The sequence below is a fragment of the Arenimonas donghaensis DSM 18148 = HO3-R19 genome (assembly GCF_000743535.1).
Classification (GTDB): domain Bacteria; phylum Pseudomonadota; class Gammaproteobacteria; order Xanthomonadales; family Xanthomonadaceae; genus Arenimonas; species Arenimonas donghaensis.
Genome location: NZ_AVCJ01000013.1, coordinates 1 through 22144, shown reverse-complemented (window position 1 = coordinate 22144; position 22144 = coordinate 1). Strand labels below are relative to the sequence as shown.

General features: G+C 67.1%; 15 protein-coding genes. 3 read left to right on the top strand and 12 right to left on the bottom strand.

The window, feature by feature from the left end; genetic code table 11:
• The first annotated feature begins 69 nt into the window (after positions 1 to 69).
• Both N788_RS08005 and N788_RS15135 read left to right on the top strand, forming a co-directional pair.
• Positions 70 to 1467, top strand: coding sequence for a GntP family permease (locus tag N788_RS08005; protein ID WP_034223485.1), 1398 nt, complete (start codon positions 70 to 72; stop codon positions 1465 to 1467).
• A gap of 158 nt (positions 1468 to 1625) precedes the next feature.
• Positions 1626 to 2417 (top strand): tail fiber protein, encoded by a 792-nt coding sequence (locus N788_RS15135; protein WP_152560431.1) that lies wholly within the window; start codon positions 1626 to 1628, stop codon positions 2415 to 2417.
• 63 nt (positions 2418 to 2480) lie between these two features.
• On the opposite strand, the gene N788_RS07990 is transcribed toward N788_RS15135, so the two are convergent.
• The 4 genes from N788_RS07990 to N788_RS07975 all read right to left on the bottom strand — a co-directional run bounded on the left by N788_RS07990 (position 2481) and on the right by N788_RS07975 (position 6367).
• Entirely contained in the window at positions 2481 to 3710 is a 1230-nt protein-coding gene (locus N788_RS07990) for a sensor histidine kinase (RefSeq protein ID WP_034223483.1), read from the bottom strand.
• Positions 3707 to 4396 (bottom strand): response regulator transcription factor, encoded by a 690-nt coding sequence (locus N788_RS07985; RefSeq protein ID WP_084695961.1) that lies wholly within the window; start codon positions 4394 to 4396, stop codon positions 3707 to 3709. Before N788_RS07985 ends, N788_RS07990 begins: the two co-directional genes overlap by 4 nt.
• A gap of 36 nt (positions 4397 to 4432) precedes the next feature.
• Positions 4433 to 5482 (bottom strand): type 1 glutamine amidotransferase domain-containing protein, encoded by a 1050-nt coding sequence (locus N788_RS07980; RefSeq protein WP_034223480.1) that lies wholly within the window; start codon positions 5480 to 5482, stop codon positions 4433 to 4435.
• A gap of 87 nt (positions 5483 to 5569) precedes the next feature.
• The gene (locus N788_RS07975) at positions 5570 to 6367 is read right to left on the bottom strand and encodes a nuclear transport factor 2 family protein (RefSeq protein WP_034223476.1); all 798 of its coding nucleotides are present in this window, start codon (positions 6365 to 6367) and stop codon (positions 5570 to 5572) included.
• Positions 6368 to 6596: 229 nt separating this feature from the next.
• On the opposite strand from N788_RS07975, the gene N788_RS07970 reads away from it, so the two are divergent.
• A complete protein-coding gene (locus N788_RS07970) occupies positions 6597 to 6839 on the top strand; it encodes a DUF6868 family protein (protein ID WP_034223473.1) in 243 nt (80 codons plus the stop codon).
• Positions 6840 to 6854: 15 nt separating this feature from the next.
• On the opposite strand, the gene N788_RS07965 is transcribed toward N788_RS07970, so the two are convergent.
• The 8 genes from N788_RS07965 to infB form a co-directional block, all read right to left on the bottom strand.
• Positions 6855 to 7466 carry a CDP-alcohol phosphatidyltransferase family protein gene (locus N788_RS07965; protein ID WP_034223470.1) on the bottom strand — a complete coding sequence of 204 codons (612 nt, stop codon included), beginning with the start codon at positions 7464 to 7466 and terminating at the stop codon, positions 6855 to 6857.
• Between the two features lie 22 nt (positions 7467 to 7488).
• The gene (locus N788_RS13930) at positions 7489 to 11352 is read right to left on the bottom strand and encodes an NHL domain-containing protein (RefSeq protein WP_084695960.1); all 3864 of its coding nucleotides are present in this window, start codon (positions 11350 to 11352) and stop codon (positions 7489 to 7491) included.
• Between the two features lie 172 nt (positions 11353 to 11524).
• Positions 11525 to 15982, bottom strand: a complete 4458-nt coding sequence (locus tag N788_RS14850; RefSeq protein ID WP_160171920.1) for an Ig-like domain-containing protein — start codon at positions 15980 to 15982, stop codon at positions 11525 to 11527.
• 78 nt (positions 15983 to 16060) lie between these two features.
• The gene (gene pnp, locus N788_RS07950) at positions 16061 to 18157 is read right to left on the bottom strand and encodes a polyribonucleotide nucleotidyltransferase (protein ID WP_034223550.1); all 2097 of its coding nucleotides are present in this window, start codon (positions 18155 to 18157) and stop codon (positions 16061 to 16063) included.
• 137 nt (positions 18158 to 18294) lie between these two features.
• On the bottom strand, positions 18295 to 18555 hold the full coding sequence (rpsO, locus tag N788_RS07945; protein WP_034223465.1) for a 30S ribosomal protein S15: 261 nt from the start codon (positions 18553 to 18555) through the stop codon (positions 18295 to 18297).
• A 180-nt stretch (positions 18556 to 18735) separates the two neighbouring features.
• The gene (truB, locus tag N788_RS07940) at positions 18736 to 19656 is read right to left on the bottom strand and encodes a tRNA pseudouridine(55) synthase TruB (RefSeq protein WP_034223462.1); all 921 of its coding nucleotides are present in this window, start codon (positions 19654 to 19656) and stop codon (positions 18736 to 18738) included.
• Between the two features lie 10 nt (positions 19657 to 19666).
• Positions 19667 to 20029 carry a 30S ribosome-binding factor RbfA gene (rbfA, locus tag N788_RS07935; protein ID WP_034223460.1) on the bottom strand — a complete coding sequence of 121 codons (363 nt, stop codon included), beginning with the start codon at positions 20027 to 20029 and terminating at the stop codon, positions 19667 to 19669.
• Between the two features lie 14 nt (positions 20030 to 20043).
• Positions 20044 to 22144, bottom strand: a 2101-nt coding sequence (gene infB / locus N788_RS07930) for a translation initiation factor IF-2 (RefSeq protein ID WP_051924490.1), incomplete at its 5' end; no start/stop codon positions are given.

The following is a 22144-nucleotide window of genomic DNA, read 5'->3' as shown; positions in this document are numbered from 1 at the left end:
TTGGTACAAGTGGTGGCGACGGGTTTGCCTGCGGACACTCGGAGTCTGGTTTTCCGGGGGTTCTAGGGCATGTCTTTCCTGATCGTGCTGGCGGCGCTGAGTTTCCTGATGTTCGTGGCCTACCGCGGCTACAGCGTCATCCTGTTCGCGCCGGTCGCGGCCCTGGGTGCGGTGCTGCTGACCGACCCATCGCTGGTCGCGCCGATGTTCACCGGCCTGTTCATGGACAAGATGGTGGGCTTCCTCAAGCTCTATTTCCCGGTGTTCCTGCTGGGCGCCATCTTCGGCAAGCTGATCGAGATCTCGGGCTTCTCCAAGTCCATCGTCGCGGCGACGATCCGGCTCTTCGGCCCCGACCGGGCGATGCTCTCCATCGTCGCGGTCTGCGCCGTGCTCACCTATGGCGGCGTTTCGCTGTTCGTGGTGGTGTTCGCGGTTTATCCGTTCGCGGCCGAGCTCTTCCGCCAGGCCGACATCCCAAAGCGCCTGATCCCCGGCACGATCGCGCTGGGCGCCTTCACCTTCACGATGGATGCGCTGCCCGGAACGCCGCAGATCCAGAACATCATCCCCACCGGCTTCTTCGGGACGGACACCTGGGCCGCGCCGGTGCTGGGCACGCTCGGCGGCCTGTTCATCCTCGCCCTGGGCATCAGTTACCTCGAGTGGCGCCGTCGCGTCGCGCGTCGCGCCGGCGAAGGCTACGGCACCGAACTCCGGAACGAGCCGGCGCCCTTCGCCGGCCACAAGCTGGCCAACCCGTGGATCGCGCTGCTGCCGCTGGTGCTGGTGGGCGTCACCAACAAGCTCTACACCGTGCTGATCCCGCGCTACTACGGCGAGAGCCACGCCTTCGACCCGTCGGTGATCGGCAATGCCGAGCCGGTGGTGCAGGAAGTCTCGCGGATCGCCGCGATCTGGGCGGTCGAGGCGGCGCTGCTGACCGGCATCGTGGCGGTCGTGGTGCTGGCCTGGAAGGCCGTGAGCACGCACTTCGCGGAAAGCACCCAACCGGCGATCGGCGGCGCCTTGCTGGCCTCGATGAACACGGCGTCCGAATACGGCTTCGGCGCGGTCATCGCCGCCCTGCCCGGCTTCCTCGTCGTTGCCGGGGCCCTGGGTTCGATTCCCAACCCGCTGGTCAACGAAGCGATCACGGTGACCGCACTGGCGGGCATCACCGGCTCCGCCTCGGGGGGCATGTCGATCGCGCTGGCGGCGATGTCGGAAACCTTCATCGCCAACGCCAACGCCGCCAACATCCCGATGGAGGTGCTGCATCGCGTTGCCTCGATGGCCAGCGGCGGCATGGACACCCTGCCGCACAATGGCGCGGTTATAACCCTGCTCGCGGTCACCGGTCTCACGCACCGCCAGGCCTACAAGGACATTTTCGCCATCACGATCATCAAGACGCTGGCGGTGTTTTTCATCATCAGTGTGTTCTACGCCACGGGCTGGGTGTAGTTCCATCCAGCAGCGCCGGATTCCCGGCGGGTGTCCACATGGCACGCCTTATTGCGTAATAGGGAAGTGCTGCATCCGTCAAGAATCAGGGGAATCAAATGATTGTTAATGCATCTTCGTCGCGCCGCCTGGCGGGACTGTTCGCCGCTGCGGCCCTAATGTTGCCTGCCACCGCCTCCGCTCAGTGGTTCCCGCCGCCGCCGCCGGCCAATCCGCCGGATCCGGATACGTTCTATGCCTGCGCACAGGATTCGGACAGTCTGCTCGTGCTGAGCATCAAGAAGGGCAGCTTCGTCAATTGCCGCTGGGGAACCTCGCTCGTTTCCTGGGGTTCACAGGGGCCCCAGGGCCCGGCTGGCGCGGTCGGCCCGCAGGGGCCGGTGGGTGCAACCGGCGCGACCGGTGCGACGGGTCCGATGGGCGCACCTGGCCCGATGGGTCCGATGGGTGTTCCCGGTCCGATGGGTGCCATGGGCCCGATGGGACCGATGGGCGTTCCTGGCCCGGCCGGCATCCCGGGTACGCCCGGCCCGATGGGACCGATCGGTCCGATGGGTCCGTCCGGCCCGGCGGGCGCCGACGGTGCCACCGGCCCCGCCGGAGCCACCGGTCCCGCGGGTCCACAGGGTCCACAGGGTCCGCAGGGCCCCGCCGGACCGATCACGCCTGACCTGCGCTTTGGTGTGAACACCCACTGGGCCGCCAGCGGTCGCGAATACGACTGCGTCCTGGGCGAGGTGATGCTTACCGCCGGTTCTGTCGCCTCCGGCGTAAAAGCCGAGGGCCAACTGCTGGCGATCTCGTCGAATTCGGCCTTGTTCGCGCTGCTGGGCACCACCCACGGCGGCGATGGTCGCACCACGTTTGGCCTGCCCGACCTGCGCGATGCCGCGCCCAACGGGCTGACGTACTTCATCTGCACGAACGGTGTCTTTCCCTCGCGTTCGTAGCCCTGCCACCGGGCAATCGCCCGCATAGCCAAAGGCTCCCGCGGCTTCAGCCGCGGGAGCCGGTCATCCAGCGGTCGCACACTCAGGCCCCCGCCCGATCGGGGGTGACTGCACGTGGAGCCGAACCCGGCCATCGGGCTCTGTGCGTTCCAGCGTCCAGCCGAAACGCGCTAGCAAACGCGCCGACAGCGAAAGCCCCAGGCCGAAGCCCGACGTGGATGCCTCGGCGGGCCGTGGGTTTTCGATCACCAGGCCAGTGGGATTGGCTTGCAAGCTGATGCGGCCAGCCCCGCCGTGCTGGATGGCATTGAGCAGGCCGTTGGCCACCACGGTCTCGGCAACCTCGCCGGGCAATGCCCAATGAAGATCGCCTGCGCAGGCCAGTTCCAGCGTCTGGCCGCGCCCCTGTGCAAGCGGAGCGAACTCCTCCACCAGGCCGTCGAGCACCTTGCGCACGCCACAACGGGCATCTGCCGGTGGCTCGGCATCACTGGCCAGCCAAAGCACGCTCTGGCTGGCCCGAAGCAGTCGGTCCTGGGCACGCTGCAACCGGGTCCAGGCGCCCTGGTTGCCGGGATCGTCCTGCAGCAAGGCCAGGCTGGTGCGCGCGGACTGAAGCGGCGTGCGCAGCTCATGCCCCAGGAAACCCAGGGTCTCGCGCTCCAGGGCAAGCGCCTGCAGACGTGCACTCCAGGAGTCGGCCGCCCAGCGTGCCATCTGGCTGAATTCGGCGATTTCCTCCCGGGCGGCAAAGGCCTTGAGCGCGTCCGGGTCCGTGCTTGCGCCTATCTGCGCGATCAGTCCGCGGGCGCGGCGCGCGATCCGCACCACCAGCGCGCGCGACAGCAGCCATGAAATCAGCACCAGGGCCGCCGCCATCGCCAACAGCCAGGGCCAGGCCGCGGCCAGCGCCTGGTTCACCCGCAACTGGTCGCTGACGTCGTAGACCAGAAAATAATCGTCCCCGGCGGGACTGCGACCCGCCAGGACGTGCACGTAGCGGCCGTCGTCCAGCCGGAACTCGCGGATGCTTCCTGGCCGGGATCCCCGCATGTCCCGCGCCAGCCCGGCAGGGGCCTGCTGCGGCGAAAACGCTTCGAAGCGCTCGGGCAACCGCGCCGCGTCGAGTCGGACGATGCCCGCCGCGACGCCGGCGAGCCTGTCGTCGATGAAGCCATCTTCCAGGATGTAGAGCAGCACCAGGCCCATCGCCGCGAAACACGTCGCCAGCACCAGGGCGAACGCGATCCATTGTCGTGCCAGCACCTGGCCGAGGCTGCGCTTTGCGCTCATGACCCGGACCCGAAACGGTAACCGATACCCCGCACGGTGGTCAGTGGCGCCTCGCCGAAACAGTCGAGCATCGCCTGGCGCAGCTGGTAGATATGTGCCCGCAAGGGATCGCTTTCAGGCGTCTGGTCGCCCCACAGGCCCTGGCAAAGCACCTGCTTGCCCACCGTGCGTGGATGCGCCTGCATCAGCCGTTGCAGGATGGCCAGGCCGGTCGAATGCAGCTGGAGCTGGCGATCACCACGACTGAGCAAGCCGCCATGGACATCGAGCCGGAAACCGTCGACATCCAGCATCACGCCGGACGGGCCGGAGACGTGGGCGCAGATCGCGCGGATGCGCACGAGCAGCTCCGCCGGCGCGAATGGCTTGACCATGTAGTCCACCGCGCCGGCGGCAAATCCGTCGAGCTTGTCCTGGAGACCGCCCCGGGCGGTCAGGAAGATGGCCGGCGTGGCCAGGCCGTGGTCGCGCTTGAGTTCGCGGCACAGGGAAACCCCGTCCTGCCCCGGCAGGTTCACGTCCAGCACCAGCAGGTCGAAAGGCGAGCGGGCCACCTGCGCCCGTGCTTCGGACGCGTTGGCGGCGAAGTCCACCTCGAGCCCGTTGGCTTCCAGGTAGTCGCCGATGCCGGCGGCCACGTCCAGGTCGTCCTCGACCAACAGCACCTTGATCTGCCCCGCCCTCACCTTGCCTGCCTCCTCCGTCGATAGGCCAATAATCGCCTAGTTCCTGGCCAGATGCTGTATCTCCCAGGCCTCGCGCAGGCGCCACTGCATCGCCGACACCAGTGCGTGCATCAGCAGCATGTGCTTGCCGGCCCGCGGTCCTTGCCGCTTGCGGGCAAGGGCCGGCGCCAGGCCCTGGGCGTGGTAGGTCGCAAGCAGGTCGACGCTGACCTCTTCGGTCGTGGCCTCGCGGGCCACCGGTTCGTGGCCCAGGGCCCGCACCATGGCCTCGGCGACCGACCAGGTGGACCAGGGATTCTGGCCGGTGACCAGGTTGCCATCGACCACGGTGTTGTCCAGGTACATTGGCCCCTCCACGAAGGCACCCGCCTGCCCCGCCAGTGCATCCTGCAGCATGAAGGGAAAGACGTTGCGCGCCTGTTCGATCAGGAAGAGTTCCTCGGCATTGCTGAACCCGGTGACCCGCTTGCCGCTCAGCAAGGGGCGCCCGTCCGGCAGCTCGATGTCCAGCAGCGCCGCGGGGCCATGGCAGACCGCACCGATCACGCCCCTGGGCGCGATGTCGCGAACGATGCGCGCGATGTCCGGGTTGCCGGGAAAATCGAACATCGCGCCCTTGCCGCCGACGAAGTAGACGGCGTCGTAACGGGACGAATCCACGCGAGCCAGCGGGATCGTATCGGCCAGCTTGGCTTCGACGGCGGGGTCGTTGAGGAACGCGTAATCGGCGTCGACCAGCCCATCGTCCAGGGTTTGTGGCGGCCTGCCACCGGCGGGGCTGGCAAGGTCCACCTCATAACCATTGGCCTGGAACACCCAATACGCGCGCGAGATTTCGGTAAGCTCGTAGCCGCCCTTGCGCCGGTCCTGGTCGAATCGCGCCGTGCTGCTGAGCACGGCAAGCACGCGCCCGCGCTGCGCGGGGCCGGCATCGCGGACGAAGGCCAGGTCCGCCGCGGTAGCGTCGCGGTTGCCTCGCGGCTCGGCGTCCAGGTCCAGGCTCTGGACGTACGCCCAGCCGGAAATCCCCAGCACCACCACCAGGCCGGCGATGATGCCGGCCGTCCAACGTATCCATTTCCACATGAGTCTGCTCCGACATCCTGCCGCCCGGTTGGCGGTCGAGAAGCAGGATGCCGGGGCAAGGTAAAACCAGGATCAAACCCGGGACGGTCAATCCGCGATCTGGGTCCCCTGCGAGCTCCACACCTGCCAGCGCCCATCACGCCGGACCCAGGTGTCGATGTAGCGGATGCTGCGCTTGAACGCCTGGCCTTTGTCGTCCGTCCCGGCGTAGTGGTAAATGCCGGTGACGCGGGCGGTGTCGTCATTGACCTGGACGTCCACGTCCGTGCTGTCGGCCTGGCTCACCTTGTACTTGCCGATCTCCGCGACGGCGGACTTCTTGTCCTGCAGTTCGCCATTGCGACTGCTGACGCCCACGTAGTCCGCAGCCAGGTTGCGCTCGTACCAGGACTTGTCGCCCGCCATGTCGGCGATGTTCCATTCCAGGTCCAGGTAGGTGACGACACCGGCATCGTCCAACGGGTGTCCGGCATTGGCGAGTACCCGCCACTTGCCGCCTTCGCGCACGAGATGGTGGATGCTGCGGGCGTACCAGTTCCCCGACTGGTCGCCGTCTTCCCAGGTGCCGCCGACGCGATGGGTGATCACTGCGGTGTCGCCGTGACAGTGGATGTTGTAGAAGTCCTGCACGATCGGATCGCCCCCGCCCGCGCCTGCGGTAACCGACGCGATCGCCGACTTCTTGTCCTGTGGCCGTCCCGGGGCAAGGTCGTGGAAGTGGTCGCTGTAGATGGCGTCGAGCGCCTTCTTGTCGCCTTTGCGGGCCGCTTCGGACCAGCTGCGATCCAGTGCTTCGAGTTCGGCCTTCTGGGCGGCGGTGCAAGCCGCCTCGGCCTGGCCGGCCATCGCCAGTGCGAGGCTGGCCGCGATGATGCGCTTATCCATGGTTCTCCCTCCCTGCGGGGACGGAATGCCCCGTTGCGGGCCAAGCTACGCCCCGCGCGAGAGCACCACAATGACGAAGCAGCAACCCAGGGATGAAACGCGAAAAGCCTGGAAACACGGCCTTTCCAGACAAGAAACGTTGGCGATCATGGGCTTGGCGAACGGCGGAATCGAGCACATCCACCCGGCACCAATTAAGCTTGTCACAATTCGAACCGAGGGAAGCGCCATGAAAAACGATCCCATCACCGAACTGTTGCTGTGGTCGCTCGCGATCAATTACGGCATCTTGCTGGTTTGGCTGGCGGCCCTGGTCTGGTTCCGGGCACCGGTGCGCCGGCTGCACCGGCGCTGGTTCACGCTTTCCGACGAGGTGTTCGATGCCGTGCACTACGGCGCCATGGCCGCCTACAAGCTGTTGATCATCGTCTTCAACCTGACGCCGCTGATCGCGATCCAGTTGATCAAATAACAGGGATGGTTTGGCTCAGGGCTTGGGAATCCGAATCGTCTTGCTGATCATCAGCGAACCCGAGACGGCGAACAGCAGCACCAGCGGATGCAGCTGCCAGCCCAGGTCGAGCTGGCCGAACCACAGGCTCTCGCCGATGGCGCCCTGCCAGGCCGCGACGGCCAGCAGACCGACCAGCACCACGGAGGTCGGGATGGGCGTGCCCTCGAAGAACCGCACCTTGGCGGCGCCCTCGGAGAGTTCTTCGACCGTGACGTTGAAACGCGCCAGCCGGCTGACGCCGCAGCCGACGAAGTACGACAGCACCAGCCAGTCCCAGCCGCCCTGCATGCCGCAGGCATAGGCCAGCGCCGCCGGCGCCACGCCGAAGGAAATGACGTCCGACAGCGAGTCCAGTTCACGCCCCAGCAGCGACGCGCCGTGGCGCTGGCGCGCCACCCAGCCGTCGAGTGCATCGAACACGAAAGCCAGCGGCACCAGCGCCATGCCCCACAGCAGGTCGCCCACCCGCCCGTCCTGCAGGAAGCGCATGGCGGCGAAGATCGCGCCCGTGCCGCAGAAGGCATTGGCCAGGGTGAACCAGTCGGCCAGGTGGAAATCGCGGATCATCGAGAAATGACGTTTCATCGGCCTATCCTGCCGTCACCCGTCAGGGCGCACAACCTTGCGTGGTACCGGGGCCGCCGAGCAGCTGCACCGGCTCGTCGATGCTCCAGGCGCCATCGACACCCGCCTCGAACAGCAGATCCAGCGAGATGCGATCGAGCTTGCCCTGGCTGATCGTGCGGCCGAGCACGCCGACGTCAAACCGCTCGGGTGGCGCCAGGCGCGGACAGGTCGGGCAGAAACCCGTGAGCTGCTGCGCCACCAGGTTGGCGTTGGCGCCCCCAAAGGCGTTGCGCTCGGCCGTGACGAAACGCGGCTGTCCGCGTTCGTCGTAGATGAACGCCGCATGGAACTCGTAATTCTCGAAGAACTGGACGCTATAGCCCGTGCCCGCGCTGTCCGGGTTGAACCAGTGTGAGCTTGCGTCTACCGGCAACCCGCCCAGTGTCGGACAGCCCCGCCCCAGCGGCGCCATTGGTTCCGAACCGGTCTTGCCGTCTAGCGTATAGCTGAAGAGAAAACCGTCCGATCCGGTGGGCGTCACCGTGGCGTGACCGATCTGGGTGAGCACATTACGCATCCCGTTCCAGGACGCGCGATAGATCGCGCTGGTCCAAAGGCCTTCGATGCCCGGCGCGGGCGCCTGCAGGTAATACCAGGTACCAACGCCGTCCTCGAGATAGGTGTACCAAAGGCCGGCCCATTGGTTCCCTGCCGGATACAGGAACAGGCCATGGCCCGAACGATCGGCATTGAAGTAGCTGCCCGGCCTGACCGCCGGCACATTCCCTTCGACCACGGCAGTGAGTTCAATCCTCGCGGGCGCCGCGGCGGCGTTGCGCGGGATCAGGTACCACCTGCCGGGTGTCAACGCAGCACCGCTGACTTCAATTACTTCGTTGCCGGTCGGCCCGGTCGCGCTGTGGGTGGCGGCATTGGCCACGGGCGCCACCAGGGAGTCGGGGCCACCGCCGCTGCCGGGGGCCGGCGCCAGGTACAGGTCGACGTTCTGGGTACTTGCCGATTGCACCGTCATCCGGGTGGCGCCCAGGGGCACGTCGATGATGATCGATTCATGCCTTTGCCCAGGGCGTAGCGCCAGGGTGTAGGGCTCGCCGCTGCGCAGCACGACGGCTTCGACAGGGAGGTCGTAGTCGTGGATGCGGATCGGGAAGCTGCCCATTGGCTGGCCGTCGGCTGCCGACAGTGCCACGTAGCCAACCCGGTATCCGCCCGCCAGCAGGGTACCGTCGTGCCAGGCCACGCGAAGGGTCGAGGCTTCGCCCGCGTCCGCGCGGCCCGGGCCGGTCGCGACCAGCTTGCCAATGGACCCGGACATCGGAACTTCAAATATGTCGGTGCGCGTGGATGCCGTTGAAACGCCGCGGTTGTGCACCATCACCCAGTAGGCAGGCCGCTCGCCTGGCGACTGGCTGAGCGCGAGCTCGCAGCGTTCGACATTCGCGTCCGTCGCTGACGTGCAGCGCAGTTCATCCGGCGAAGCCTGGCCATCCCCGTTTTCGTCCAGCCCCAGGTACAGGTCGACGGCGGTGCCTTCGCCGGCGTCGCCGGATTCCACCAGTACTTTCCATTCACGCGCGTCGGGTGTGTCGCTCTCCGGCAAGGTGCGCAGGTGCACGCGACGGCTTTCGCCGCCGTCCCAGGGGGTCTCGCTGCTCGGATCCACGGACAGGGCGTCCTGGATGAAGACCGGCCCGACCAGCGCCGTCGTCGAATACGTGGCTGACGGCATGGCGCGCAGGCCGATCAACTCAAGGTCTTTGAAGCCAGCATTGCCTACGAAATAGAGTTCGTGGTCCAGGTGCGGCCGGATCATCACGGTTACCGTGGCCTCCCTGCAAACACCGCCGGAAAGACAGACACGGTAGGAGAACTGGTCTTCACCTGCGGTGTCGGGATGCGGCTGGTAACGCAGCACGTCATCCCCTGCACTACCCGGCGTTCCGCCGTTGTCGACGGTGGCCGAACCCTTTACGGGCGGTGCAGCCACGACCAGGCTTCCTCCGGCCAGGCGCGCCAGGTCGAACTCATCGTTCTCCAGCACAGGCACGGCCGTTGCCGGACTGTTCTCCCTGAGCACGAGGCGGTCGTTGCGCACTGCGATCTCGACCGGCGTGGCGATGTCGTCGTCACGCACGACCAGCGTCCAGCGACGCTGGCGCGGTGTTTCCCTATAGGCGCCACTGATGCCGAAGTCCCAGTCGAACTCGATGGTTTCGTCCTGTTCCACCGCGGTGTCACCAAAAACCGTCACCGGCAGGCTCACTTCGGTCTGACCGACCTCGATGCGCAGGGGCGTGAGCGGGATGGGCGCGTAGTCGACGCCCGGCGTCGCACTGCCACCATTGCTGCGCACCGAGAATTCCACGGGAATCACGGCAGGGCTGTCGAGGAGGAAGCGCATCTGCGCCACGGACCCGCCGCTGTTGCCTTCCCACACCTGGACGTCCGGCGCCGACAGCTCGGGCATCGAAAGCAGGGGGACGGCCTGGTTCGAAGCCGGGGAGCGCGGGCCCAGGCCAACGGCATTACGTGCGCGCACGGTGAAGGTATACGTGCGGCCGTTTTCGAGTCCGGAAACGGTCAGCCGAGGGTAGGCACTGGCCTGCGGTGGAACGTCGGCCGGCGTCGCTTCATAGATGTATTCGAGGATGGGCATGCCGCCGTCGGCCGGCGGCTCGACTTCGACCCTGATCGCGGTATTCGCTGAAGACGCCCGGGGTTTGCCCGGCGCTTCGGGCACCGTCGCGCCGTCAGCGATCAGGGGGCTGGTGATCCGGATGCGGCGGTTGCCTTTGTCCGCGATCCAGAGCCGGTTGTCGACGTCCACGCCCAGGCCCGAGGGTTGGTTGAGCTGGGCGGCACCCACGGGGCCGCCATCGCCCGAGAATCCTGCCGTTCCGGTGCCGATGAACGACTCGAGCTGGCCGTCGCCGCCGATGCGCAGGATACGGTGGTGCTGCGCCTGTGCGATGTAGAGACGACCCTGCTGGTCAAGCGCCAGGGCCGTGACGACACTCAACTGGGCCTGCGTAGCGGGACCGCCCAAGCCGGCATCGCCTTCCACGCCGGTGCCCGCCACCGTGGTGATGATTCCCTGCGGGTCCACCCGGCGTATCCGGAAGTTTCCGTTATCGGCGATGTAGACGCTGCCGTCGGGAGCCGCCGCCAGGGCGCCTGGCGAGTTCAGGCGAGCACTGGCCGCCGGGCCACCGTCGCCGGAAAAGCCCGCTTCACCGGTGCCGGCGAACGCCAGGATGACACCGGCAGGCGGTGCCGCCGAAATCGGATCCAGGCGGACCAGCCGGACCCGGTTGCCGGTGCTCAGGAAAAGCGAACGCGGGTAACCCGGATAGTTCGAAACCAGCGCCGTCGGGGCGTCGAGCGTTGCAGCCGCGGCCGCTCCGCCATCGCCGGTATCACCCGCCGAGCCATTGCCCGCGAGGGTACGCATGATGCCCTGGTCGTCCACCATCCGGAGCCGATGCGTCGCCGGGTCGGTAAAAAAGGTCAGAACCCTTTCCTCGGCCGCCGGCAACTTTGCGATGCCCCCGGGCACGCCGATGACGGCGTCCGCGACGGGTCCGCCGTCTCCTGCAAATCCTGGGGTGCCCGTTCCGGCAAACGTACGGACTGTCTGCGTGTTTACTGCCCGGATGCGCGCCCCATCGGCAACCATGGCCCCCCGGTGCAGGGTGTCGACGGCGGTCGGTCCCTCGAAGTTGGCCTCAAGCCTCGGAACTTCCGGTCCGATCGGACCGGCAGCGCCTGTACCCGCATAGGTGTTGATGGTCTCGGATGCACCCGCTGCGGCGGACAACACTGCCAGCGCGAAAGCAACCAGGGCCTGTGCAAGCAGCCACAGAGGGCGGGGCGAAATATCCATCAAAGCAATAACTCCGGGTGGTGGTTGTCGACCATTGCAACGGGCGTAGTTACGGGGAAATTGAGGAATTCAGGTCAGTTCGCTGTTCGTTCGTGACCCTGGCCGCAGGCCAGGTTCACGAACGACTTGCGCGAGCTCACGTGCTCCGGTTCCCGCCATTAAGTCTCCGCGGTCAAGGCACGCAGCCCTGCGTGGTGCCCGTGCCGCCCAGCAATTCAAGGTTGTCGATGCTGCTCCACAGGCCAGGCACGCCATGGGTGAACTCCAGATCCAGCTCGATGACGTCGAGGCTGCCACCAGACACCCGGCGCAGCAGCGTACCCACGTTGCTGCGTTGGCTCGGCGTGAACGTACAGGTCGGGCAGCTGCCGCGCAGCTGCTGCAGCGCCAGCGTCGATTCGGCACCACCAAAACCGCTGCGCTCGGCCGCCAGGAAACGTGGTACGCCGCGGGCGTCGTAGATGAAGGCTGCGAAGTACTCGTAGTCCTGCCACATCTGCACACTGAAACCGGTACCGGCGCGCGTCGGGTCGAACCAATGCGAGCTGAGGTCCTGCGGCAGTCCGGCAGACGTCGGGCAGCCGCGGCCGAGCGATGCCATCGGCTCGCTGCCCGACAAGCCATCGAGGGTGTAGCTGAAAGTGAAGGCATCCGGGCCAGTCGGCGCCACCGTGACCACGCCCACGTCCACCAGTCTGTTGGAACTGCCGTTCCAGGCAGCGCGGTAGAGCTCGCCGGTCCAGACGCCGTTGGCACCGGGGGCCAGGCCCTGGAGGTAATACCAGGTCGGCCCACCGTCGTTGGCATAGGCGTACCACAGGCCCGCCCACTGGTCGCCAGCCGGATACAGGAACAATCCATGGCCGGGTCGTGCGCTGTTGAAGTAGCTGCCCGGACGCACCTTCGGCGCGGCCCCTTCAACGTTGGCGGTGAACGTCATCTCACCCGGCGCCACACCCGCATTGTTTGCCACCACGTACCAGCGACCCGGCTGCGGCACGGCCTGAACGGCCGGACCACGCTTGGGACGTGCGAGCGCGGTGCCCGCTTGTGGCGATTCCGGCACCGAGGTGTCGGCGGCATCGTTGTCGGCGCCTGCGTGCACCAGCTGCATGGTGAACTGGTTATTCGGCGCGCTGGCATCGACCTCCAGGCGGGTGCTGCCCACCGGCACGTCCAGGAAGATGCGGCGATGGCTGCGTCCCGGCGCCAGACGCACCGTGGTGGGCAGCCCCGGCGTCAGCAGGACGGGCTCTTCGACATTGCCAGTGCGATGCAGGCGCACCGGGAAGCCGCCGGCCGCTACGCCAGGCGAGGTCTCCAGCCAGACATAACCCAGTCGGCGCTCACCCTCGAGCAAACTCAGGTCACGCCAGGACAGCAACAGGTCGAAGGCTTCATTCGCCGGCACCTTGCCCGGACCCGTGGCGACCAGGCTGCCATCGGACGGCAGCAGGGGCACGTCGTAGGTCACCAGTTCCGCGCGGGCCGGGACCGGGTTGCGATTGTGGACCATCACCCAATAGCGGCTGATGTCCGTCAATGGCGCGGGCATCAGCGCGTCACAGCGCGGGCTTGGCGACTGCGCGTCCATGCAGAGCACCTCGTCCTCCTGCGGCCAGCCGTCGCCATTGACGTCCAGGCCCAGGTAAAGGTCGAGCTTTTCGCCGCCCGTGGATTGCAGCATGTCCACATGCACGATGTGCGGCACGTCCTGTGCGCCATCGTCCCGGTCCAGGAAGAAAAACTGGTAGGTCCTTCCGACGGTCGAGTTCCAGGGACTGGCCGGTGCATCGTCGACACTCGGGGACATCCCGAAGGTCTTTCCTGCCGCCAGTTGCGTGGTCCTGAACACGGCGGCGGGCATCGCCGGCAGGTTCTGCAGCGGCTGCGTGAAGCGACCCGAACGGGACAGGACCTCAAGGTCGCGCCGCGGGATCGGCCGCAGCACGATCGCCACCGCCGCCTCGGTGCAGCGAGACTGTGTGTCGCAGAGTCGGTAGCGGAAACCCCCTTCGCCTGCGAATCCGGGCTGCGGAGTGAAGCGCACGGCGTCACCCACGACCATGGCCTGCCCACCCTGTGCGCTTCCCACCACCGTCACCGGTGAAGCACCCAGGTTGGCCGGGTCGAAGTCGTCGTTGTGCAGCACCTCGACCAGGAACGCCGGTGCATTGATCGCCACCACCCGGCGGTCGGCGCGCGCAAGCGGCGCACCCAGGCCACCCGGCGGGCCGCCGGTGGCGTTGTCGTTGTCGGCAATCGTGCCCGTGGCCGCGCTTCTGCCGAGCTGCGCGCCGGTGACGGACTCAAGCACCAGCTGGAAGGTCTCTTCCGATTCTTCAAGCGTGTCGCCAATCACCTCGACCTCGACTTCGACCGAAAGCTGCCCGACGCCAATCACACGATCGCCGCCATCAGGCGCGATCAGGTCGGTGCCCACGAGGGCGGTGCCCGACTGCGTACGCACACGGAAGCCAACCGGACCCGACGACGCACGATCGAGGCTGACGACGAAACGGGCGATAGACGTGCCGGTATCGCCTTCAAGTACGGCGGCATCCGCAATGGAAATCACCGGCAGCGTCGGCTGCTGGGTGAACCCGGTCACCTTGCGCAGCAGGTTGATGCCCTGGTCACCGATGAAAAGTGCACCGGACGAATCCACGGTCATCGGACCGATATAATTGAAGCCAGCTTGGTCCGCATGGCCGCCGTCGCCGCCGTAGCCCGGCTGGCCATTGCCGGCCGCGAGCCGTACCACGCCATCGACATCGATCCTGTAGATGCGTCGGTCCTCAGGCTGGGCCACAAATATGCTGCCGTCCCTGGCAATCGCCATGGCGCCATACAGCGTGAAGGGACTTTCCAGGGCCAGCCCGCCTTCGCCCGGCCGCCCGCCACTGCCGTTGCCGGCGACGGTCGTTACGATGCCTGCTGCATCGACGCGGCGGATGCGATTGTTGCAAGAGTCGGCAATGAACAGCGCACCAACCGCGAATGACAGCTCGGTGGGATAGCAGAACAAGGCCTGCGTGGCCGGCCCACCATCGCCGGCAAAGCCGGACTGCAGCCCGCCTGCATACGTGGTGATGCTGCCGTCGAGCTCGACGCGACGTACGCTGCGCCGACTGGCGATGTAAAGCCGGCCCTGCCCGTCTACCGCCAGCCCCTTGGGCCAGGGCACGCCGGCGTCCACTGCGGGTCCGCCGTCACCAGATACGGAAAACGAACCGTTGCCGGCAAACCGCTCGACCGTGCCGTTGGTTCGCACGACCCGGACGACGGCGCTGCTGGTTTCCGAAAAGTAGATGTTGCCGGCCGCATCCACGACCATGGCCTCGATGGTGCGGAACAGCGCATCCAGCGCCGGGCCGCCGTCGCCGGAGGATCCCACGCCACTGCGGCCGGCCACCGTGCTGGTCACGCCGTCGGGTGCCACCCTGCGGATGCGGTTGTGGTGGGCGAGCAAGATATTGCCCTGGCCATCGACGGCCAGGGCAGTAGGCTGGTTGAACGATGTTTCGAAGCGGGCAAGGCCGTCGCCAAGCAGCTCACCCGACCAGGGATGGATGGTTCCGCCAGCGTCCACGCGACGAATGACCGCGGGAGCATGTGCAATCAGCAGGTCGCCGGAAGCAGTGAAAGCCAGCGAGTGGATGAAGGAAAGCACTGCATTGACGGCCGGTCCGCCGTTGCCGCTGTAGCCGCCGGTGCTTTCCCCGTTGCCAGCGACCACGGTAACGACGCCCGCCGGCGTGATGCGGCGGACACGGTAGTCGCGACCCGCGACGTACAGGTCGCCGTTCGGTGCCAGCAGCAATTCCTCCGGCGAGGGCACCTGGGCCAGGGTCGAGATGACGCCGGCCGGGGTGATGCGCCGGACGCGGTCATTGCCATAATCAGCCACGTACAGCGTGCCGTCGGAGGCGCGGACCAGGGCGCTGGGGCTGGACACCATGGCGGAAGTGGCGGGACCACCATCACCTGAATAGCCCGCCGTACCCGTACCGGCCACCGCAGTGAATACCCCCGCCTGGTCGAGTCGCCAGACCGCGTTGTCGGCCGAGAGGAAAAGATTGCCCGACGAATCACTCGCCAGGCCCCGCACGTTGAAGCGGTTGCCCAGGGCTGCGGCGTCGGCGCGCAGGCGCACGCTGCCATTGGCTGCGATTTCCCGGATACGGCGCGGCCCGCTTTCATAGACGTGAATGGTGCCGGCACCGTCGGTGCTCAGCCGGCTCGGCGACGACAGGTCCACTCCAAACTGCGGCGGATGCGCACCGTGGTACCAGGCATTGACCGGGCCTGCCCAGGTCGAGACGATTCCGGCCGGGGATACGCGGCGGATGCGGTCGCCCGCGCTCTGGGAAATGAAAATCGCACCAGTGCCGTCCCCCAGCATTTTGTTTCCCTGCCAGGCGGCCGTGGCCACCGGCGCGCCGTCACCGACGCCACCGCCGGAAAACGCGTTGATGACCTGGGCGAATGCCACGTGGGAGCAGGCGAGGCCAAGGATGAGTAGCGTCGCGGCCAAGCCGCGGTACCCGCGGCAAGAATCAATTCGCATCCAACATTTTCCTAAGGAGCGGCTCCCGGCAAAGATACCGAATGCAGCCACCGCCGACACGCGAAGAATTCGCGGTCGGCAAAAGAAAAAGCGGGCCGAAGCCCGCTTTCTCATTCAGCTAACGTCGGTTAGCGGGGCTCAGCCCTCGCCTTCTTCGATGGCCTTGATGGACAGGCGGATGCGGCCCTGCTTGTCCACTTCCAGCACCTTCACCTTGACCATGTCGCCTTCCTTGAGCTTGTCGGAAACCTTCTCGACGCGCTCGTTGGAGATCTGCGACACGTGCACCAGGCCGTCCTTGCCCGGGGCGATGGTGACGAACGCACCGAAGTCCATGATCTTGGCGACCTTGCCTTCGTAGATGCGGCCCGGCTCGACGTCGGAGGTGATCTGCTCGATGCGCTCCTTCGCGGCCTGGGCAGCGGCGGCGTTGACCGAGGCGATGACGATGGTGCCGTCGTCCTGGATGTCGATCTGGGTGCCGGTTTCCTTGGTGATGCCCTGGATGGTGGCGCCACCCTTGCCGATCACTTCGCGGATCTTGTCCGGATGGATCTTGATGGTCAGCAGGCGCGGCGCGAACTCGGACAGCTCCGAGCGCGGCGCGGTGATGGCCTTGGCCATCTCGCCGAGGATGTGCAGGCGACCCTGCTTGGCCTGGGCCAGCGCGGTCTCCATGATCTCCTTGGTGATGCCGTCGATCTTGATGTCCATCTGCAGCGCGGACACGCCGTTTTCGGTACCGGCGACCTTGAAGTCCATGTCGCCCAGGTGGTCTTCGTCACCCAGGATGTCCGACAGCACGACGTAGTCGGCGCCTTCCTTGACCAGGCCCATGGCGATACCGGCCACCGGCGCCTTGATCGGCACGCCGGCGTCCATCAGGGCCAGCGAGGAACCGCAGACCGAGGCCATCGACGAGGAGCCGTTGGATTCGGTGATCTCGGACACCACGCGAATGGTGTACGGGAACGATTCCATCGACGGCATCACGGCCTGGACGCCGCGACGGGCAAGGCGGCCGTGGCCGATCTCGCGACGCTTCGGGCCCATCATGCGGCCGGCTTCACCGACCGAGTACGGGGGGAAGTTGTAGTGGAACAGGAAGTGGTCCTTGGACTCGCCTTCCACGGCGTCGATGATCTGGCCGTCGCGGGCGGTGCCGAGGGTGGCGACCACGATCGCCTGGGTTTCACCGCGGGTGAACAGCGACGAGCCATGGGTGCGCGGCAGGATGCCGGTCTGCACCGAGATCGGGCGCACGGTGTCGAGCGCACGGCCGTCGATGCGGACCTTGGTCTTGAGCACCGACTCACGCATGGTGCTGTACTCGAACTCGGAGAACTCCTTGGCGAGGTCGGCCATGTTCCAGCCATTGGCCTCGGCCTGGTCCTTCAGCGACTCCAGCACCTGCTTCTTGAGGGCGGAGATCGCTTCCTTGCGCTCGAGCTTGTCGCGCACCTGGAAAGCGGCGGCCAGCTTGTCGCCGATGGCGGCCTTGATGGCGTCGATCGGGGCCTGCTGCTTTTCCGGAGCCTTCCAATCCCAGTGCTTGACGCCGACTTCGGCGACCAGCTCGTTGATCGCCTTGATGGCGACCTGCATCTGCTCGTGGCCGAACACGACGGCGCCCAGCATGACCTCTTCGCTCAGCTCCTTGGCTTCGGACTCGACCATCAGCACGGCGTTGGCGGTACCGGCGACCACCAGTTCCAGGTCCGAGGTCTTGAGCTCGGAAATGGTCGGGTTCAGCACGTACTTGCCGTCGACGTAGCCAACCTTGGCGGCGCCGATAGGGCCCGCGAACGGGATGCCCGACAGGGCCAGCGCGGCGGACGCGCCGATCAGGGCCGGGATGTCGCCGTGCACTTCCGGGTTCATGGACATCACGGTGGCGATGACCTGCACTTCATTGCGGAAGTGTTCCGGGAACAGCGGGCGGATCGGACGATCGATCAGGCGGGAAACCAGGGTCTCGCGCTCGGTCTGGCGACCTTCGCGCTTGAAGAAACCACCCGGGATGCGGCCACCGGCGTAGAACTTCTCGATGTAGTCGACGGTGAGCGGGAAGAAGTCCATGCCCTCGCGCGCGTTCTTGTTGCCGACCGCGGTCACCAGCACGACGGTGTCGTTCATCTTCACGATGACCGAGCCGCCGGCCTGGCGGGCGACTTCGCCCGTCTCAAGCGTGACCTGGTGCTGCCCGTACTGGAACGTCTTGGTTACTTTCGCCACGTTTATCACTTCCTTTATCTCTGGATTCATCCCCGGGGGGCACCCTGCCCCGCGGTTGGCGCATTTCCGATCCCGGACGTTTCCGTTCCCCGAAAATGCACACGGCGCATTTCTGCGCCGTGTGGTACTTGCCTGTTTTAGCGACGCAGGCCCAAGCGCTCGATCAGCGTCTGGTAACGCGCGACGTCTTTCTTCTTGAGGTAGCCCAGCAGGCTGCGACGCTGGTTGACCATCTTGAGCAGGCCGCGGCGGGAGTGGTGGTCCTGCTTGTGGGCCTTGAAATGGTCGGACAGCTGGTCGATGCGGGCGGACAGCAGCGCCACCTGGACTTCCGGGGAACCGGTGTCGTTCGGGGCACGCTTGAATTCTTCGATGACCTTGGCGGAATCAATGGACATTGGTTTTCTCTTTGGTGATGCGCAGCCCGCAGGAACGTCGCCGTTGGCGACGCACCGCGATGGCCCGCCGGTTGGGGGAATTGCTTTGCGAAAAAGCCGCAAAAGTTTAACGGACTGGGGCTGTCCGGACAAGGCGTAAGGCGTGAAGGCACGGGGGTCCGGCCTGGCCGCCAAGGCCCCTCAGCAGGCGCTGGCCCACCGAAACAGCCGCTGGGGCCAGACCTGGCCGGCTTCGTCCCGGCGGCCCAGGCCCAGGGATCGCCCGTCCGGGCCCTGCAGGTTCAGGTTTGTCGCAACCTCCCCTGCGACCGGCACCGGCTGGCCGTGCCCCAGGCGCCGGGCCTGGTCGGCGTCCAGCGACACCGGCTCGAAGCCCGCCAGGCCGGCCTCGACCGGCAGCAGCAGCGCATCCAGCCCGGGCTCGCCGGCTTGTGCGGCCACCGCCTCAAGGGCCTCGAGGGTGTGCATCCGGGGTTCCAGAAAGGGCTCCACCCAGGTCCGGCGCAGCGCCGTCACGTGGGCGCCGCAGCCCAGGGCTTCGCCCAGGTCGCGGGCCAGGCTGCGGATGTAAGTGCCCGAGCCGCAGGTCACCGCCAGCCGCAGGCGGTCGCCGTCGAGCTCGATCAGCCGGATCGATTCAACCTCGACCTCGCGTTCGGGCACCTCGATGGCCTCGCCGCGCCGGGCCTTGGCGTAAAGCGGCTCGCCACCTTGCTTGAGTGCCGAAAAGATCGGCGGCCGCTGCCGGATCCGGCCGGTCAGCGGTGCCAGGGCCGCTTCCACCCGGGCCCGGTCCAGGGCCGGCACCGGCCGGTCGCGCAGGACCTCGCCATCGGCATCGTCGGTATCGGTGGTCCGGCCCAGGCCGACCTCGGCCTCGTAGGCCTTGCGACCGCCCAGCAGCAGGCCGGCGATCTTGGTCGCCTCGCCGAAACACAGGGGCAGCAGGCCAGTGGCCAGGGGGTCGAGCGCGCCGGTGTGGCCACCCTTCTCGGCCCGGAACAGGCGCCGCGCCTGCTGCAGCGCCTGGTTCGAGCTCAGGCCGGCCGGCTTGTCGAGCAGCAGCAGGCCGTCCAGCGGCCGGAACACCATGCGGCCCATCCGCCGGACCTCAGTCTTCGGCGGGCGGGACGGGGTTGTCGCGCAGCAGCTGTTCGATGCGCTCGCCCTTGTCCACCGAATCGTCGTAGTGGAAATGCAGCTCGGGCACGTGGCGCATGCGCACCGCCTGGGCCAGGCGATGGCGCAGTTCGGGCGCCAGTTCCTTGAGCGCCGCCACCGCCACCGGGCCCTGTTCGGCCAGCAGCGCGGTGACGAAGACCTTGGCATGGGCCAGGTCGCGGGTGACCTCGACGTCGGACACCGACACCGACGGCAGCCCGTGTTCACGCACCGCCTGGTGCACGATCTGGCCCAGGTCCCGGCGCAGCTGCGCCGAAACCCGGTCGGTACGATGGAAGCTCTTGGTGGCCATGGTTCATGCCTCCCTTAGAGGGTGCGCTGGACCTCGATGCGTTCGAAGCACTCGATCTGGTCGCCCGGCTTGACGTCGTTGTAGGCCTTCACGGCGATGCCGCACTCGACGCCGGACTTGACCTCTTCGACGTTGTCCTTGAAGCGGCGCAGCGACTCGAGCTCGCCTTCGAAGACCACCACCGAATCGCGCAGCACGCGGATCGGTTTGCTCTTCTTGACCACGCCCTCGGTCACCAGCGAACCGGCGACGGCGCCGAACTTCGAGCTGCGGAAGACGTCGCGGACCTCGGCGATGCCGATGATCTCCTCGCGGATCTCCATGCCCAGCAGGCCGGACGCGACCTGCTTCACCTGGTCGATGACGTCGTAGATGATCGAGAAGTAGCGCAGGTCCAGGCCGGTGGTCTCGATGACCTTGCGGGCGCTGGCGTCTGCGCGGACGTTGAAGCCGATGATCACGGCCTTCGAGGTCGCCGCCAGGGTGGCGTCGGACTCGGTGATGCCGCCGACGCCCGAGCTGATCACGTTGATCTTGATCATGTCGTTCGACAGCGCCACCAGGGCCTGGCGCAGGGCCTCGACCGAGCCCTGCACGTCCGCCTTGACCAGCAGGTTCAGGGTGGCCTGGTCCTTGTCCTGGCCCATCTGGGCCATGATGTCTTCCATGCGGCTGCCGGCGGCGGCCACCAGGCGCGATTCACGGCGCTTGGCGTCGCGCTCCTGGGCCACTTCCTTGGCCAGGCGCTCGTCGGCCACGACCACGAAGTCGTCGCCGGCGTCGGGCACGCCCGACAGGCCCAGCACCTGCACCGGGATCGACGGCTGCGCCGAATCCACCTGCTTGCCGGCTTCGTCGAACAGGGCACGGACGCGACCGTAGTGCGTGCCGCAGACCAGGAAATCACCCTTCTTCAGGGTGCCCTGCTGCACCAGCACCGTGGCCACCGGGCCGCGGCCCTTGTCCAGGGCCGATTCGATCACCACGCCGGTGGCGCGGGAGTCGTACACGGCCTGCAGCTCCATCACCTCGGCCTGCAGCGAAATCGCTTCGAGCAGCGCGTCCACGCCTTCGCCGGTCTTGGCCGAGACGTTGACGAACTGGACGTCGCCGCCCCATTCCTCGGGCACGACTTCCAGCTTGACCAGGCCCTGCTTGACGTTGTCCGGGTTGGCCTCGGGCTTGTCGATCTTGTTGACCGCGATCAGCAGCGGCACGTTGGCGGCGCGGGCGTGCTGCACGGCCTCGACGGTCTGCGGCATGACGCCGTCGTCGGCGGCGACCACCAGCACGACGATGTCGGTGAGCTTGGCGCCGCGTGCGCGCATCGAGGTGAACGCCGAGTGGCCCGGGGTGTCCAGGAAGCTGATGACGCCCTTGTCGGTTTCGACGTGGTAGGCACCGATGTGCTGGGTGATGCCGCCGGCTTCGCCGGTGGCGACCTTGGTGCGGCGGATGTAGTCGAGCAGCGAGGTCTTGCCGTGGTCGACGTGGCCCATGATGGTGACCACCGGCGGACGCGGCTTCTTCTCGCCCTGCACTTCCACCTGCAGCGCGGTCAGCGCGGTCTCGGCGTCGTCCTCGGCCGACTTGCTGGCGCGATGTCCCAGTTCCTCGACCACCAGCACCGCGGTGTCGTGGTCGAGCACCTGGTTGATGGTGGCCATCACGCCCATCTTGAACAGCGCGCGAACCACTTCGCCGCCCTTCATGGCCAGCTTCTGGGCCAGGTCGGTCACCGAAATCGAATCGCCGATGAAGACCTCGCGCACGATCGGCGCGGTCGGGCGGGAGAAACCGTGCTGGCCGCCACCGGTGCGCGCCGGCTCGGCGCCACGGGTACGCGACTTCTTGCGGTTGCCGGCGGCGCCGCGACGGGCACGCTCGGATTCGGACAGGTGCAGCTGGCCGGCCGCGAAACGCGCGCCCTGGCCTTCGTCACCTTCGTTGTCGACCATGGCATGCGACCCACGCACCTTGTGCTTGGGCGCGGCCTTGCCCGCGGGCGTGGCGGCCTTGGGGCTCGGCGGCGGCGGCGCGGCCGGCTTGGCGCGCGGCTTGCGCTCGTGGATGACGATGGCGCCGGGCGCCAGCGGTGCGGCCTCGGGCTCGGCC